This window comes from Saccharothrix tamanrassetensis (genome assembly GCF_014203665.1).
GTDB lineage: Bacteria > Actinomycetota > Actinomycetes > Mycobacteriales > Pseudonocardiaceae > Actinosynnema > Actinosynnema tamanrassetense.
In genome coordinates, this window is record NZ_JACHJN010000007.1 from 163,090 (window position 1) to 177,255 (window position 14,166).

The following is a 14,166-nucleotide window of genomic DNA, read 5'->3' on the forward strand; positions in this document are numbered from 1 at the left end:
GATGATTCCCGACGGGCAGGAGGTGTTCCGGTTCCCCGCCTCGTCCGGCCAGCGCCGGCTGTGGCTGCTGGACCAGCTCATGCCGGGTCCGGTCTACAACATCGGCTGGCGGGTGGCGCTGGACGGACCGCTGGACCCGCAGGCGTTGAGCGGTGCGCTGAACGCGGTGGTGGCCCGGCACGAGGCGCTGCGCACCAGGTTCGCGGCCGAGGACGGCGTGCCGGTGCAGGTGGTGTCCGCCGCGCAGGCCGTGGACCTGCCGGTGCACGACGTGTCCGAGGACGAGGCCGAACGGGTGGTGCGCGAGCTGGTGGGGCGGGCGTTCGACCTGCACGCCGGTCCGCTGCTGCGGGCCCACCTGCTCCGCCTGCCCGACCGGCACGTACTCGTTCTGGTGCTGCACCACAGCATCGCCGACGGCTGGTCGTGCGCGGTGCTGTTCGACGAGCTGGCCCACTGCTACGCCGGCGATCCGGGGTCGCTGCCGGAGCTGCCGGTGCAGTACCCGGATTACGCGGTGTGGCAACGGGAACAGGTCGACGGCAACGCCTTCGCCTCCGATGCCGCGTACTGGCAGGAAGCGCTGCGCGACGTGCCGACCGTGCTGCCGCTGCCCGGCGACCGGCCGCGCCCGGAGACGCCCACCGGGCGCGGCGCGGAGCTGCGCCGGGAACTGGCGGTGGACGACGGGTCGTTCACGAACCTGCTGGCGCTGTTCCAGTGCGTGCTGCACCGGGTGACCGGGCAGGCGGACTTCCTGGTGGCGACGCCGGTGGCCGCCCGGACGCGGCCGGAGACCGAGGGCATGGTCGGTTTCGTGACCAACACCCTGCCGTTGCGGGCGACCTTCACGCCCGACACGACCCTGGGTGACGTGGTGCGCGCCGCCGAAGCCGCGACGGTGTCCGCGTTGGCGCACCAGGACCTGCCGTTCGAGCAGGTGGTGGACCTCGTCGCGCCGCAACGGACGCTGGCGCACGCCCCGCTGGTCCAGGTGATGTTCGCGGTCGAGCCGCTGCCCCCGGCACGCCGGGCGGGCTCGGTGACCATGCGACCCGAGCCGGTCGCCAACGGCGGCGCGAAGTTCGACCTGTCGCTCACCGTGGAACGCGACGGGGACCGGTGGTTCACCCGCTGGCAGTACGACGCGGAGCTGTTCGACGAGTCCACGATCTCGGCCCTGCACGACCTGTTCGCCGCGATCACCCGGCACGCCGATCCGACGGTGAAGGTCGCCGAACTGCCGCTCACGGCCACGACACCGGGCAGCACGGCACAGGCAGCCAAGTCGGGTGCCGCCGCCGACCGCGGAACCGCGCTCGGCCTTGTCACGGCGGCACTGGCCGCGCACCCGGACGCCGCCGCGGCGACTCTCACCTGCGGCGGGATCGACCGCGCCGCGAACCGGCTGGCCCACGCGCTGCTCGCGGCGGGCGCACAGCCCGACCAACCCGTGGCGCTGTGCCTGGAGCGCGGCGCGGCCACCATCATCGGCATCCTGGCGGCCTGGAAGGCGGGCGCGGGCTACCTGCCGCTCGACCCGTCCTGGCCCGCCGAACGCCTCACCGCCATGGCCGAGGACGCCGACGTCCCGGTCGTGGTCACCGACGCGTACGCCCGTGCCAGGAACAGCTTCACCGGGTCGTGGGCGGAGGTCGACCTGGACTCCGTCGAGGGGCCGGACACCCCGCCCGAGGCCGTTCCCCTGCTGCCGGAGAGCCTCGCGTACATCATCTACACGTCCGGCTCGACCGGCCGCCCCAAGGGCGTCCGCGTCACCCAGGGCGGGTTGGCCGCGCTGCTGCGCGCGATGGACGAGCTGCTCGACCTGTCGCCGGCCGACCGCCTGGCGTCGATCTGCACACCGGCTTTCGACGTCTCCACGGTGGACATGCTGGTGCCGCTGCTCCGGGGCGCGGACGTCGTGGCGGTCCCGGCCGACGACGTGGCGGACGGAGCGCTGCTGCGCCGGCGCATCGCGGAGTCCGGCGCGACTGTCGTCCAGGGCGGTCCGGCGAGTTGGCGGATGGTCGTGGCGGCGGGCGGCGTGCCCGCGAACGTCCGGCTGCGCGTCACCGGCGGCGAGGCGCTGACCCGCGACCTGGCCGACGAACTCCAGTCCGACGACGCGACCCTCATCGACGGTTACGGCCCCACCGAGACCACCGTGTACTCGGCGGCCGGTGTGGTGCCGCGGAGTCCGGCGCCCATCCGGCTCGGCGCGGCCGTCGCGGGCACCACGCTGCACGTGCTGGACCCGTTGATGCGGCCCGTGCTGCCCGGTGTGGTCGGCGAACTGCACATAGGCGGCGCGGGGGTGGCGCGCGGCTACCACGGCCTGCCGAGGATGACCGCCGACCGCTTCCGGCCCGACCCGTTCGGCGACGGGCGGCTGTACGCGACCGGTGACCTGGTCCGGCTGCGCGCCGACGGCAGGCTGGAGTTCCTCGGCAGGGCCGACCGGCAGGTGAAGGTCCGCGGGTTCCGCATCGAGCCCGGCGAGATCGAGGGCGTGCTGCGCGCCCACCCCGATGTCGCGGACGCCGTCGTCACCACGTGGGCCGCGAACGACACCGATGTCCGACTGGTCGCGTACGTCGTGCTGCACGGCACGGTCGACGCGCTGCGCCCGTACCTCGCCGCGAAGCTGCCGGACTACATGATCCCGGCCGCGATCATGGTGCTGGACGAGTTGCCGCGCACCGGCACCGGCAAGACCGACCGCGACGCCCTGCCCGAGCCCGAGTGGTCCACCACCGACGCCGAGCACGTGCCGCCGCGTGACGACACCGAGGTCCGGATGGCGGCGATCTGGCGGGACGTGCTGAGCATCCCGGCCGACGGACCGCTCGGCGTGCACGACAACTTCTTCGCGCTCGGCGGGCACTCGCTGACCGCGACCCAGATGCTGGCCCGCGTCCGCACGGCGATGGGGGCGGACCTGCCGCTGGCGACGCTGTTCGCCGCGCCGACCATCGCGGACCTGTGCACCGCGCTGGGCGCCTCGGCCTCGAACGGGGGCGTGCGCGGTCCCGTGCCGCTGCTGGACCAGTTGGACGACCTGTCCGATGCCGAGATCGACCGGCTGCTGGGCACCTTGACCGAAGACGACCTGTGAACCGGGTCGACGGACACACAACCGGGGGAAGCCATGAACGACACCAGCTCGCGCCGTTCGACGGGGGTGGCGAGGCCATGAGCGGCACCGAGGCCGGACCACCGTCCGGGGGCCGGCCATGACCGACGCGGTGGTGGTCGGCGCGGGCCTGTCGGGCTCGCTGGCCTCCGTCTACCTGGCGCGGCGCGGCTTCCGGGTCCGGGTGCTGGAACGGCGCGAAGACCCGCGCACCCCGGGCGCCCGCGAGGCGGGCAGGTCGATCAACCTCGGCCTGTCCCAGCGCGGGATCGTCGCCCTGCGGGAGATCGGGCTGCTCGACGCCCTCAAGCCGGCCACCGTGCCGATGCGCGGCCGGGTCGTGCACTCCCCCGACGGGACCCTGCGCTTCCAGCCGTACGGCACCGAGGAGGACCAGATCCTGCACTCGGTGCTGCGGCACGACCTGAACGTGGCGCTGATCGACGAGGCCGAGAAGCAGGGCGTCGAGTTCCACTGGGGCCACAAGGTCACCGCCGTGGACCGCAGCAACCCGTCCGTCACCACTGCGAGTCCACAAGGGACGGTCGAGCACGCCGCACACCTCGTCGTCGGCGCGGACGGCGCCTTCTCGGCGGTGCGCACCCAGCTCGGGCGCGGCTCGCGGACGACGCTGCACCAGGAGTTCCTGGAGTGGGGCTACAAGGAGCTGCTGATCCCGGTCGGTGACGACGGCAGGCCGCGCACCGAACTGGCCGCCCTGCACGTGTGGCCGGGCGACGACGGGCTGATCGTGGCCCACCCCAACGTGGACGGCTCGCTCACCGCGACGGTGTTCCTGCCGTTCGAAGGCCGGGACGGGTTCGCGGGTCTGGACACCCCCGCGCGGGTCGAGGAGTTCTTCGCCCGGCGGTTCCCCGACACGCCGACCCTGATCCCGGACGTGGTGGAGCAGTTCCTGGCGCACCCGCCCGCGAGCCTGGTCACCATCCGCACCGAGCCGTGGCACGTGACCACGGAGCACGGGCGGGGCGTCGTGCTGCTGGGCGACGCCGCGCACGCCGTGTACCCGTTCTTCGGCCAGGGCATGAACTCCGCGTTCGAGGACTGCTCGGTGCTCGACCGCTGCCTGTCCGCCCACCCGGACGACCTGCCGAAGGCCTTGGCCGCCTTCGAGCGCGCCCGGCGGCCGCACACCGACGTGCTGGCCGAGCTGTCCAAGCGCAACTTCGTCGAGCTGCGCGACAAGCTGCGCTCCCCGCTGTTCCTGGCCCGCAAGAAGGCGGACCTGGTGCTGCACCGCATGTTCCCGCGCTCGTGGGTGCCGCTGTACACCCTCATCGCGCACACCACCGTGCCCTACGGCGAAGCCCTGGCCCGTTCCCGGCGCCAGGACCGCCTGCTGGGGGGCCTGACCGCCGCGCTGACCGGCGCGGCGCTCGCGGGACTGGCACACCGGTCCCGCGGCCGACGTGGCAGAAGGCAGGTGAGTTGATGCTGATCCATCCGACCCGGCCGGCCCACCCCCTGGTCGAACCGGCGGACTTCGCCGCCGAGCGGCTGCCGGACGCGGTCGCGGCGCACGAACTGCCGCTGCGCACCGTGTTCGACTGGGCGGGCGACTACCTCTGCGCACCGCACCCCGAGCTGGGCCGGCGCGGGGACGTGTGCCCGTTCACCGACACCTCGCTGAACAAGGGGCTGTTCTTCCTGTCCGTGCACGCGGGCAAGCCGACCGGGCCCGACGAGGTGGCCGACCTGCTGCTGCACTACCGGGACTGGTTCGCCGAGCTGGAGCCGCGCACCGGCCCGTCCGCCCAGTTCAAGACGATCATGGTGCTGTTCCCGGACCTCACCGCGCCGCAGGAGTGGGCGGTCGTGGACCGCGCCCAGCAGCTGCTCAAGGCCGACTACACCCGGATGGGCCTGATGGTGGGCGAGTTCCACCCCGGGCCGCCGGACAAGGCGGGCCTGTGGAACCCGGGGTTCCGGCCGCTGAGCAGCCCGGTGCCGATGCTCGCCATCCGGCACATGGTGCCCACCGACTTCCCGTTCCTGCGGGACGACGACGCCACCCTCGCCGCGTACCTGCGGCGCTTCGGCGACCGCGTGCCGACCCACCTGCGTGGTGACGTGCGGGCCGCCGCCGACCGACTCGCCACGTCCGGGAGCTGACCATGACCGACCCCGACGCCGGGTCCGCCGCGCGCAAGCGGGAGCTGCTGGCACGCCGGCTGCGCGAGCGCGCGGCGAAACCGGCCGCCTACCCGCTCTCGTTCGGCCAGCAGCGGCTGTGGTTCCTCGACAAGTTCTCGCCCGGTCGCGCGGTCTACAACATCCCGCTGGCGCTGCGCCTGCGCGGTGCGCTCGACCGGGCCGCTCTGCGAAGCGCGTTGGACCTCGTGGTGGCGCGGCACGCGGCTCTGCGCACCACGTTCCCGGACTCGGGCGGTGAGCCGGTGCAGTTGGTCGCACCGACCGGGACCGTCACGCTGACCGACCACGAGCTGCCGGAGGGCGACCGGGACGCGGTGGCGCGCGCGTTCGCCGACCAGCGCGGTGCGATCGGGTTCGACCTGCACCGGGGACCGTTGTTCACGGTGAGCCTCGGACGGTTCGCCGACGACGACCACGTCCTGGTGATGACCCTGCACCACATCATCGCCGACGCGTGGTCGCTCTCGGTGCTGCTGGGCGAGATCGGCGAGGGTTACGCGGCGGCGGTGGAGGGCCGTGCGCCGGAGCTGCCGGAACTGCGGTTGCAGTACCCGGACTTCGCGGTGTGGCAGCGGGACGGCATGGGCGACGAGGTCGCCGCCGCCCATCTCGACTACTGGGCGCGGCACCTGGCGGGTGCGCCCGAACTGTTGACGCTGCCGACCGACCGGCCGCGCCCGGCGGTGGCCACCTACCGGGGCGCGTTGCGCTACGGCGAGATCGCCGGCCCCGGCGTAGCCGCCTTGGAGAGCATGGCCCGTGCGCACGGCGCCACCCTGTTCATGGTGCTGTTGGCCGGGTTCGCGGCTCGGCTGGGCAGGCTGGCCGGGCAGGACGAAGTCGTGGTGGGCGCACCGGTCGCGGGCCGGTCGCACGCGGACCTGGAGGGCTTGATCGGGTTCTTCGTGAACACGTTGGCGCTGCGGACATCGGTGGCCGGCGATCCCACGTTCAGCGAGCTGCTGGCCAGGGTGCGCGACACCACCGTGGAGGGCCTGGCGCACGCCGAACTGCCGTTCGAACGGCTCGTGGAACACCTCCGCCCGCAGCGGAGCCTGGGCCACGCGCCGCTGTACCAGGCCCAGCTCATCCTCCAGAACACGCCGCCGCTGGACATCGGGCTGCCGGGGCTGGAGGTCGGCGGGATCACGCCCGACCCCGGGGTGTCGAAGTTCGACATCACGCTCGCCGTGGAGCGTCGGGGCGACACGCTCGCGCTGGGTGTCGAGTACAGCACCGAACTGTTCGACGAGTCGACGATCGTCGACTTCACCGACCGGTTGATCGCGTTGCTCGGGGCGGCGGCGACGCACCCCGAGCGGAGGATCTCCGAGCTGGACGCGTTGACCGGCGTACGGCGTTGGGAGGTGTTGGAGGGGTTCAACAACACCGATCTGCCGTTGCCCTCGGCCACCACCGCGCTGGAGCTGATCTCGGGTGATCCCGGTGCGGTCGCGGTGTCCGGACTGTCCGGTGAGTCGTTGACGTACCGGGAGTTGGCCGAGCGGTCCGACCACGTGGCCGCGATGCTGCAAGCACACGGCGCCGGTCCGCTGGTGGCGCTGCACCTGCCCCGCACGCCGGATCTGGTGGCGGCGGTGCTGGGTGTCTGGAAGGCGGGCGCGGCCTACGTGCCGCTGGATCCCGGCTGGCCTGCGAACAGGCTGGCGTCGATGCTCGCCGATTCCGGTGCGGACGTGCTCATCACCGATGCTTCGCAGGAGCCGTTGACGTTCGAAGGGACCGTTCTGTCGCTCGCCGATCTGCGACCCGGTGTACCGCAACCGGTTCCGGTGGTGGGTGAAGACTTGGCCTACGTCATCTACACCTCCGGATCCACGGGCACACCGAAGGGTGTGGAGGTGCCGCACCGGGCGGTGGTGAACCTGCTGGCGTCGTTCAACCCCTTGTTCTCCCTGACGCCGCGGGACCGGCTCGCAGCGGTGACCACGTTGTCGTTCGACATCTCGGTGCTGGAACTGCTGTTGCCGCTCGTCACGGGTGGCGAAGTCGTCGTGGTGCCGGGGGAAACGGCCGGTGACGGCGCGGCGCTGCGCTCGCTGCTGGTGGAACGGGACGTGTCCGCGCTCCAGGCGACCCCGGCGACGTGGCGGCTCCTGCACGCTGCCGGTGGTGTCCCGGCCGTCGTCACGACCCGGGTGTGCGGCGGCGAGGCGCTCCCCCGTGACCTGGCCGACGACCTGCTGACCGAAGACTCGCTGTTGTGGAATGTCTACGGGCCGACGGAAACCACGGTCTGGTCGGCGGCCGGTCTGGTCGACCCGCCGCCGTCGCCGGTCGTCATCGGCCCGCCGATCGGCAACACGCGCCTGTACGTCCTGGACGCCGGCTTGGAACCGGTACCGCCGGGAGTGGTGGGTGAGCTGCACATCGGTGGCATGGGGGTGGCGCGCGGGTACCACGGCCGTCCCGACCTGACCGCCGACCGCTTCGTGCCGGACCCGTTCTCGCCTACGCCGGGGAGCAGGCTGTACGCGACCGGTGACCTGGTCCGTCACCGCGCGGACGGGACGCTGGACTTCCTGGGTCGGGCCGACCACCAGGTGAAGGTGCGCGGGTTCCGCATCGAGCTGGGCGAGATCGAGACCGCGCTGTTGGAGTCCGGCGAGGTGCGCGAGGCCGTTGTGGTGCCCCGTGACGGGCGGTTGGTCGCGTATGTGGTGCCGGAGAAGCGTTCCGACGATCTCTGGGCACGGTTGCGGGTCGGGCTGGCCGAGCGGTTGCCCGAGTACATGCTGCCCGCCACCGCGGTCGTGCTGGATGCGCTGCCGCTGACGCCCAACGGGAAGACCGACCGCAGTGCTCTACCGGAACCGACCTGGGCGACTGCCGGTGAACGCGTTGCGCCGCGTGACGCCGTGGAAGAGGTGCTGGCGGGCATCTGGCGCGAGGTGCTGGGACTGACCGAGATCGGTGTGCACGACGACTTCTTCGCGTTGGGCGGTCATTCGCTGCTCGCGGCGAAGGTCCTCGCGCGGGTGCACGGCGCGTTCGCCGTCACGGTCCCGATCGGTCGGATGTTCGCGGCACCGACCATCGCCGGTATGGCGTCCGCGCTGGCGTCGTTGGACTCCCCCGATCGCATCGCCGCGGTCGCGGAGTTGCGCGTGCAGTTGGCGGGCATGTCGAACGAAGAGGTCGAAGCGATGCTCGGGGAGGCACCGTGAAGCGGTTCGCCGTCGTCTGGGCCGGTCAGCTCGTTTCGGTGATCGGCTCGGCGTTGACCGCGTTCGTGCTCGGGGTCTGGGTGTACCTGGGCACGGGCTCGGTGACGCAGTTCGTGCTGATCCAGTTCTGCGCGGTGGTGCCGGGGATCCTGCTGGCCCCGTACGCCGGCGCCCTGGCGGATCGCTACGACCGCAAGAAGATCATGCTGTTCGCGGACAGCGGCGCGGGTGTCGTCACGGTCCTGTTGCTGGTCGCGGTGAGCGCGGACGCGTTGGCCGTGTGGCAGATCTACCTCGCCTCGGCGTTGACTGCGACGCTGAACCTGTTCCACTTCATCGCGTACCAGGCGTTGGTGCCCGCGTTGGTGCCGCAGAAGCACCTGGGCCGGGTGAACGGGCTGATGCAGCTCACCCAGGGCGTGCAGATCGCCGCACCGCTCGTGGCGGGCGCCCTGCTGGGATTGGTCGGGCTGCGCGGTGTGCTGATCATCGACGTGGTGTCCATGGCGTTCGCGGTCACGGCCCTGCTGATGGCTCGGCTCCCGGTGGTCGCGGGCGGCGGCGCCGAGGGTGGCGAGACCGGGATCGGTGCCGGGCTGCGGTGGCTCAGGGGCGCACCGGGGTTGTTCGTGCTGTGCGCGGTGTTCGGGGTGTGGAACTTCCTGTTCGCCATCGCGGGTGGGCTGGTGCAGCCGCTGATCCTGTCGTTCTCCAGCCCCGCGACGCTGGGTGTGCTGATGGCGGCGGGCGGCAGCGGGCTGTTCGTCGGCGGGCTGGTGATGGGCGCGTGGGGTGGGCCCAGGCGGCGGGTGCACGGCATCTACCTGGGGTTGGCGCTGGGTGGTGTGTTCCTGGTGCTGCACAGCCTCGCGCCGTCGCCGTGGCTGATCGGGCTGGCCGCGCCGGCGTTCCTGTTCACGTTGCCGCTGATGAACACCTGCTGTGTGACGTTGTTGCAGACCAAGGTCGACCCGGCCGTGCTGGGCCGGGTGCTGGCCGTCGTGCGGATGCTCAGCACCGCCGCGATGCCCGTCGCGTTCCTGCTGATAGGACCGTTGTCCGACGGCGTGGCCGAACCCCTGATGGCGGCCGACGGCGCGTTGGCGTCGTCGCTGGGCACGCTCATCGGCGTCGGCGAGGGCCGGGGTATCGCCTTGATCTTCCTGGTGGTCGGCGTGCTGATGCTGGCGCTGACCGCCTACGCCTGGTCGCGCCCACGCCTGCGGGCCGTGGACGACCTGCCCGACGCGGTGGCCGAGACACCGGAAAGGACACTCCAGTGACCGACTTGTCCGACCACCGCGAGCGGCTGCTCGAACGGCTGCTCGCCCAGCGCGGCCTGGCTGCCGCGAAGCACGAGATCCCTCGACGGCCCGAAGGTGCCGTCGTCCCGCTGTCGGGCAACCAGCGCGGTCTGTGGCTGACCAGCCGGCTGGGGCTGGACGCCGGCGCGTACGCGATGTTCGTGGCGTTGCGGGTCGCCGGGGAGGTCGACCCGGCGCGGTTGCGGACTGCGGTCGGGGTGGTGGTGCAGCGGCACGAGGCGTTGCGGACCCGGATCGCGGAGCGGGAAGGGGTGGCCCAGCAGGTCGTGGAGTCCCGGTTGTCGGTCGACGTGCCGGTGACCGACCTCGGGGACCAGGATCTCCAGAGCGTCGTCGCGTCCGAGGTGGACACCCCGTTCGACCTGGAGACCGGTCCGCTGCTGCGCGTCCGGTTGGTCCGGGTCGCACCGGGTGACAGCGTCGTGGTCGTCACGGGGCACCACATCGTGTGTGACGACCTGTCGTTGGGCATCGTCGCGCAGGAGATCGGTGAGGTGTACGCGGGGGCCGAACTCGGGGCCGAGGGCGTCCAGTTCCCGGACTACACGCACTGGCAGGCGGATCGGCTGGCCGACGGTGAGCGGCAGCGGCAGCTGGACCACTGGGCGGAACGCCTGGCGGGTGCGCCCGACGTGCTGGACCTCGCTTCGGACCGGCCGCGCAACCGGAACCGCACCGTCGCGGGTGGCAGTCACCGGTTCGTGGTGCCGGCGGGGTTGGCCGACCGGTTGGCGGAGCTGACCCGTGCGCACGGGTGCACGACGTTCGCCGGGATGCTGGCGGTGTTCTCGATCGTCCTGTCGCGGCGGTCGCAGAGCGGTGACCTGGTGATCGGGTCGCCCACCACGCACCGGCCGTTCCCCGAGCTGGAGCGGTCGGTCGGGATGTTCGTGACCACGACCGCGCTGCGGATGGACCTGTCCGGCGATCCCACCGTCGCGGAGCTGTTCGGCCGTGCGAAGTCGACGGCCGTCGACGCGCTCGACCACGCCGAAGTGAGCTTCGACGAGGTCGCCGCCCGGGTGGCGCCCCGTCGTGACCTCGCCCATCACCCGTTGTTCCAGGTGATGCTGGTGCTCAACCGGGGTGGCGCGAGCGACGAGTGGGCGGGGATGCCCGCCGAGGTGCTGCCGGTCGACCGGGGTACCAGTCGGTTCGACCTGACGCTGCACGTGCGGGAAACCGACGGGGACTGGCCGGCGAACCTGGACTACAGCACCGACCTGTTCGAGCCGGACACCGTCGCGCGCCTGGCCGACCAGGTGCTGGCCGTGCTGGAAGCGGTGGTGCGGCACCCGGACGCCCGCCTGTCGGCGCTGGACACGACGACCGAGGCGGATCGGATCGCGGCTGCCGCGTTGAACGGGCCGGCCAGGGCGGCGGCTCCGGCCGACGTGTTGACGCGGATCGGCGTTCAGGTCGCCGAGCAGCCGGACACCACAGCGGTGCTCGCGTTGCACGCCGACGGGACGGCCGCCGGCGAGTTGACGTTCGGCCAATTGGACCGTCGGGCGAACCGGGTCGCGCAGGTGCTCGTGGAATCGGGTGTCCGGACCGAGGTTCCGGTGGGGCTGGCGCTGCGGGCCGGGCCCGACGCGTTGGTGGCGTTGCTGGCGATCCTCAAGGCGGGCGGGGCCTATGTGCCGCTCGATCCCGGGCATCCGCCGGTCCGGCTGGCGGGGTTGCTCGCCGACTGCGGCGCGCCGGTGGTGATCACCGCGCCGGGGAGCCGTGACCGGTTCCCGGAGTTCCACGGAGTGCTGCTGGACACGGCCGACGACGCGTTCCGCGGGGAGGCCGCGGAGCCACCGGGGGTGGAGGTGGCGCGGCAGGGGTTGGCCTACGTCATCTACACGTCGGGGTCCACCGGTGTGCCGAAGGGCGTCCAGGTCCAGCACGACACGTTGGCCAACCTGACCGATGCGTTCATCGAGTTGCACGACTTCGGTGCCGGTCAGCGGATTCTGATGATCCCGCCGCTGAGCTTCGACGCCTCGGTGGGCGATGTCTTCCCGGCGTGGTGCGCGGGCGCGGCCGTGGTGGTGCACCCGGAACCGGCGACCGTCGGTGGCGCGGACCTGTTGCGGCTGTGTGCCGAGCACCGGTTGACGGCGGTGGACGCGCCCGCCGCGCTGTGGAAGCGGTGGGTCGCCGATCTCGAGGGTGTGACGGATGCGGGCGGTCCGTTGCGGGTGATGATGATCGGCGGTGAGGCCGTGCCGCCGCAGGCCGTCGCCGACTGGGCCAAGGCGACCGGCGTGGCGCTGGTCAACCACTACGGGCCTACCGAGACGACGGTGTGCGTTACGGCCTACCGGACGGTGGACGCGGCGGAGGTCGACCCGCGTTCGGCTACGTTGCCGATCGGGCGGCCGTTGGCCGGGGTGCGGACCTACGTGCTGGACGGGAACCTGCGGCCCTCGCCGGTCGGCGTTCCCGGACAGCTGTACGTGGGCGGGACGGCGCCGGCCCGTGGGTACCGGGGTGATCCGGGGCGTACCGCGTCGGTGTACGTACCGGACCCGAGGGTGCCGGGCGGCCGGATGTACCGGACCGGGGACCTGGTGCGGCTGTTGCCCGGTGGGACGCTGGAGTTCCTCGGTCGCGTCGATGACCAGGTGAAGCTGCGCGGGCACCGGATCGAGCCGGGTGAGGTGCGGGCGGCGCTGCTCAAGCACCCTGGGGTGGCCGAAGCCGCTGTCGCGGTGCGGGCGGACACGCTGGTGGCGTACGTCGTGCCGCGTGACGACGCTCCCGAGCTGGACGAGCTGCGGGCGTTCTGCGCCGAGCACCTGCCGGAGGCGATGCTGCCGGGCGCTCGGGTGGTGATGGCGGAACTCCCGCTCACCGCGCACGGGAAGGTCGACGTCGCGAAGCTGCCCGAGCCGGATGTGACCGCTGCGCCGTACGAGCCCCCGCAGACGCCGGTCGAGCGGGCGTTGGCGGAGATCTGGGGAGAGGTGCTCAACGCGCCGTTGGTGGGGCGGCACGACTCGTTCTTCGGGCTGGGCGGGCACTCGCTGGTGGCGGCGGCGGTGTTGGCGAAGGTGCGGCAGCTGCTCGGGGTGACGGTGCCGTTGCGGGCGCTGTTCGCCACCGCCGACCTCGCGGAGCTGGCCGAGGTGGTGGAGCACGCCGCGTCGTCGGACCACACGTTCGCCAAGCGGTACCGGTCCGGGCTGCCCAGCGTCGAGCAGATGCGGTTGGACGCCGTGCCGCCCGCGGATATCGAGGCCCGGTTCCCGCTGCGGACCGGGACGCCGGAGAGGGTCCTGCTGACGGGTGCGACCGGTTTCCTGGGTGCCCACCTGTTGGGCGAGTTGCTGACCCGGACCGATGCCGAGGTGCACTGCCTGGTGCGGGCGGAGACCCCGGCGGTGGCGGCGGCACGCATCCGGGCGAACCTGCGGCGGGCCCACCTGGACGTGCCCGAGGAGCAGTTGGCGCGGGTGGTGCCGATCATCGGTGACCTGTCGAAGCCGTTGCTGGGGTTGACCGAGCGCGAGTTCGACGGGCTCGCCGAGAGCATGGACGCCGTCTACCACAACGGTGCGGTGATGAACTTCGTGCTCACGTACGAGTGGATGATGCCGCCGCACGTGGGCAGCACGATCGACGTGCTGCGGCTGGCGACGCGGTATGCCACCAAGCCGTTGCACCTCATGTCGACGCTCGGGGTCTTCCTGGGGGCTACCTACGACAAGCAGCTGATCACGGAAGCCGACCGGGCGGAGGACCCCACCGGGCTGGACACCGGCTACCACACCACGAAGTGGGTGGCGGACATGATGGGTGTGCTGGCCCGTGACCGGGGTGTGCCGGTGTCGGTCCACCGGATCGCCGCCATCGTGGGCGACGTGCGGACGGGTACGGCGAAGACCGAGTCGTACTTGAGCCGGCAGATCGCCACCTGTGCGCACACCGGGGCGGTGCCGCGCACCGCCGACGTCATCGACATGCTGCCGGTGGACCGGTTGGCCGGGGCGATCGCCGGCATCTCGACCCGACCGGAGCCGGCGGGACGGGACTTCCACTACTACCGGGCGGACGGGTTCACCTACGCCGATCTCGGGGAGGTGCTGAACGCCAAGGGATATCCGGCGAAGGTGCTGGAGTACCCGGAGTGGCGGGCCCTGATGCTGGAGAACCCGGACAGCGCGTTCGGCCCGTTGGCGTTCGGGTTGACCGCCACGCACCGGGCGCACCCGGTGTTCGACTGCTCGGCCACGTGGGCCGCCGCGGCGGAATGCGGCGTGGAGTTCCCGCCGGCGGACGCCGAGATGATCGCCCGCCACGTCGACTACCTCGCCAGCGCTGGCGTCATGCCGGAAAGGTCCTGATC

Annotated in this window: 6 protein-coding genes; all 6 read left to right on the forward strand. The window is 72.2% G+C overall.

Annotated features, from left to right (window positions below):
* Position 1 precedes the first annotated feature (1 nt).
* The 6 genes from FHS29_RS22805 to FHS29_RS22830 all read left to right on the forward strand — a co-directional run bounded on the left by FHS29_RS22805 (position 2) and on the right by FHS29_RS22830 (position 14,164).
* Positions 2 to 3,118: a non-ribosomal peptide synthetase gene (locus FHS29_RS22805; protein WP_184694131.1), complete on the forward strand. Its 3,117-nt coding sequence runs from the start codon at positions 2 to 4 to the stop codon at positions 3,116 to 3,118.
* A gap of 118 nt (positions 3,119 to 3,236) precedes the next feature.
* Complete coding sequence (locus FHS29_RS22810; protein ID WP_184693648.1) at positions 3,237 to 4,589, forward strand: FAD-dependent oxidoreductase; 1,353 nt, start codon at positions 3,237 to 3,239, stop codon at positions 4,587 to 4,589.
* Positions 4,589 to 5,269: a DUF6875 domain-containing protein gene (locus tag FHS29_RS22815; RefSeq protein ID WP_184693649.1), complete on the forward strand. Its 681-nt coding sequence runs from the start codon at positions 4,589 to 4,591 to the stop codon at positions 5,267 to 5,269. The genes FHS29_RS22810 and FHS29_RS22815 overlap by 1 nt, the downstream gene beginning before the upstream one ends.
* A gap of 2 nt (positions 5,270 to 5,271) precedes the next feature.
* Positions 5,272 to 8,499, forward strand: a complete 3,228-nt coding sequence (locus tag FHS29_RS22820) for a non-ribosomal peptide synthetase (RefSeq protein WP_184693650.1) — start codon at positions 5,272 to 5,274, stop codon at positions 8,497 to 8,499.
* The gene (locus FHS29_RS22825) at positions 8,496 to 9,782 is read left to right on the forward strand and encodes an MFS transporter (protein ID WP_184693651.1); all 1,287 of its coding nucleotides are present in this window, start codon (positions 8,496 to 8,498) and stop codon (positions 9,780 to 9,782) included. Before FHS29_RS22820 ends, FHS29_RS22825 begins: the two co-directional genes overlap by 4 nt.
* On the forward strand, positions 9,779 to 14,164 hold the full coding sequence (locus tag FHS29_RS22830; protein WP_184693652.1) for a non-ribosomal peptide synthetase: 4,386 nt from the start codon (positions 9,779 to 9,781) through the stop codon (positions 14,162 to 14,164). Before FHS29_RS22825 ends, FHS29_RS22830 begins: the two co-directional genes overlap by 4 nt.
* Positions 14,165 to 14,166 lie beyond the last annotated feature (2 nt).

Bases quoted from the DNA above. Each gene is read 5' to 3' on its own strand.
- FHS29_RS22805 (WP_184694131.1), top strand. From the start codon at position 2: ATGATTCCCGACGGGCAGGAGGTGTTCCGGTTCCCCGCCTCGTCCGGC.
- FHS29_RS22810 (WP_184693648.1), top strand. From the start codon at position 3,237: ATGACCGACGCGGTGGTGGTCGGCGCGGGCCTGTCGGGCTCGCTGGCC.
- FHS29_RS22815 (WP_184693649.1), top strand. From the start codon at position 4,589: ATGCTGATCCATCCGACCCGGCCGGCCCACCCCCTGGTCGAACCGGCG.
- FHS29_RS22820 (WP_184693650.1), top strand. From the start codon at position 5,272: ATGACCGACCCCGACGCCGGGTCCGCCGCGCGCAAGCGGGAGCTGCTG.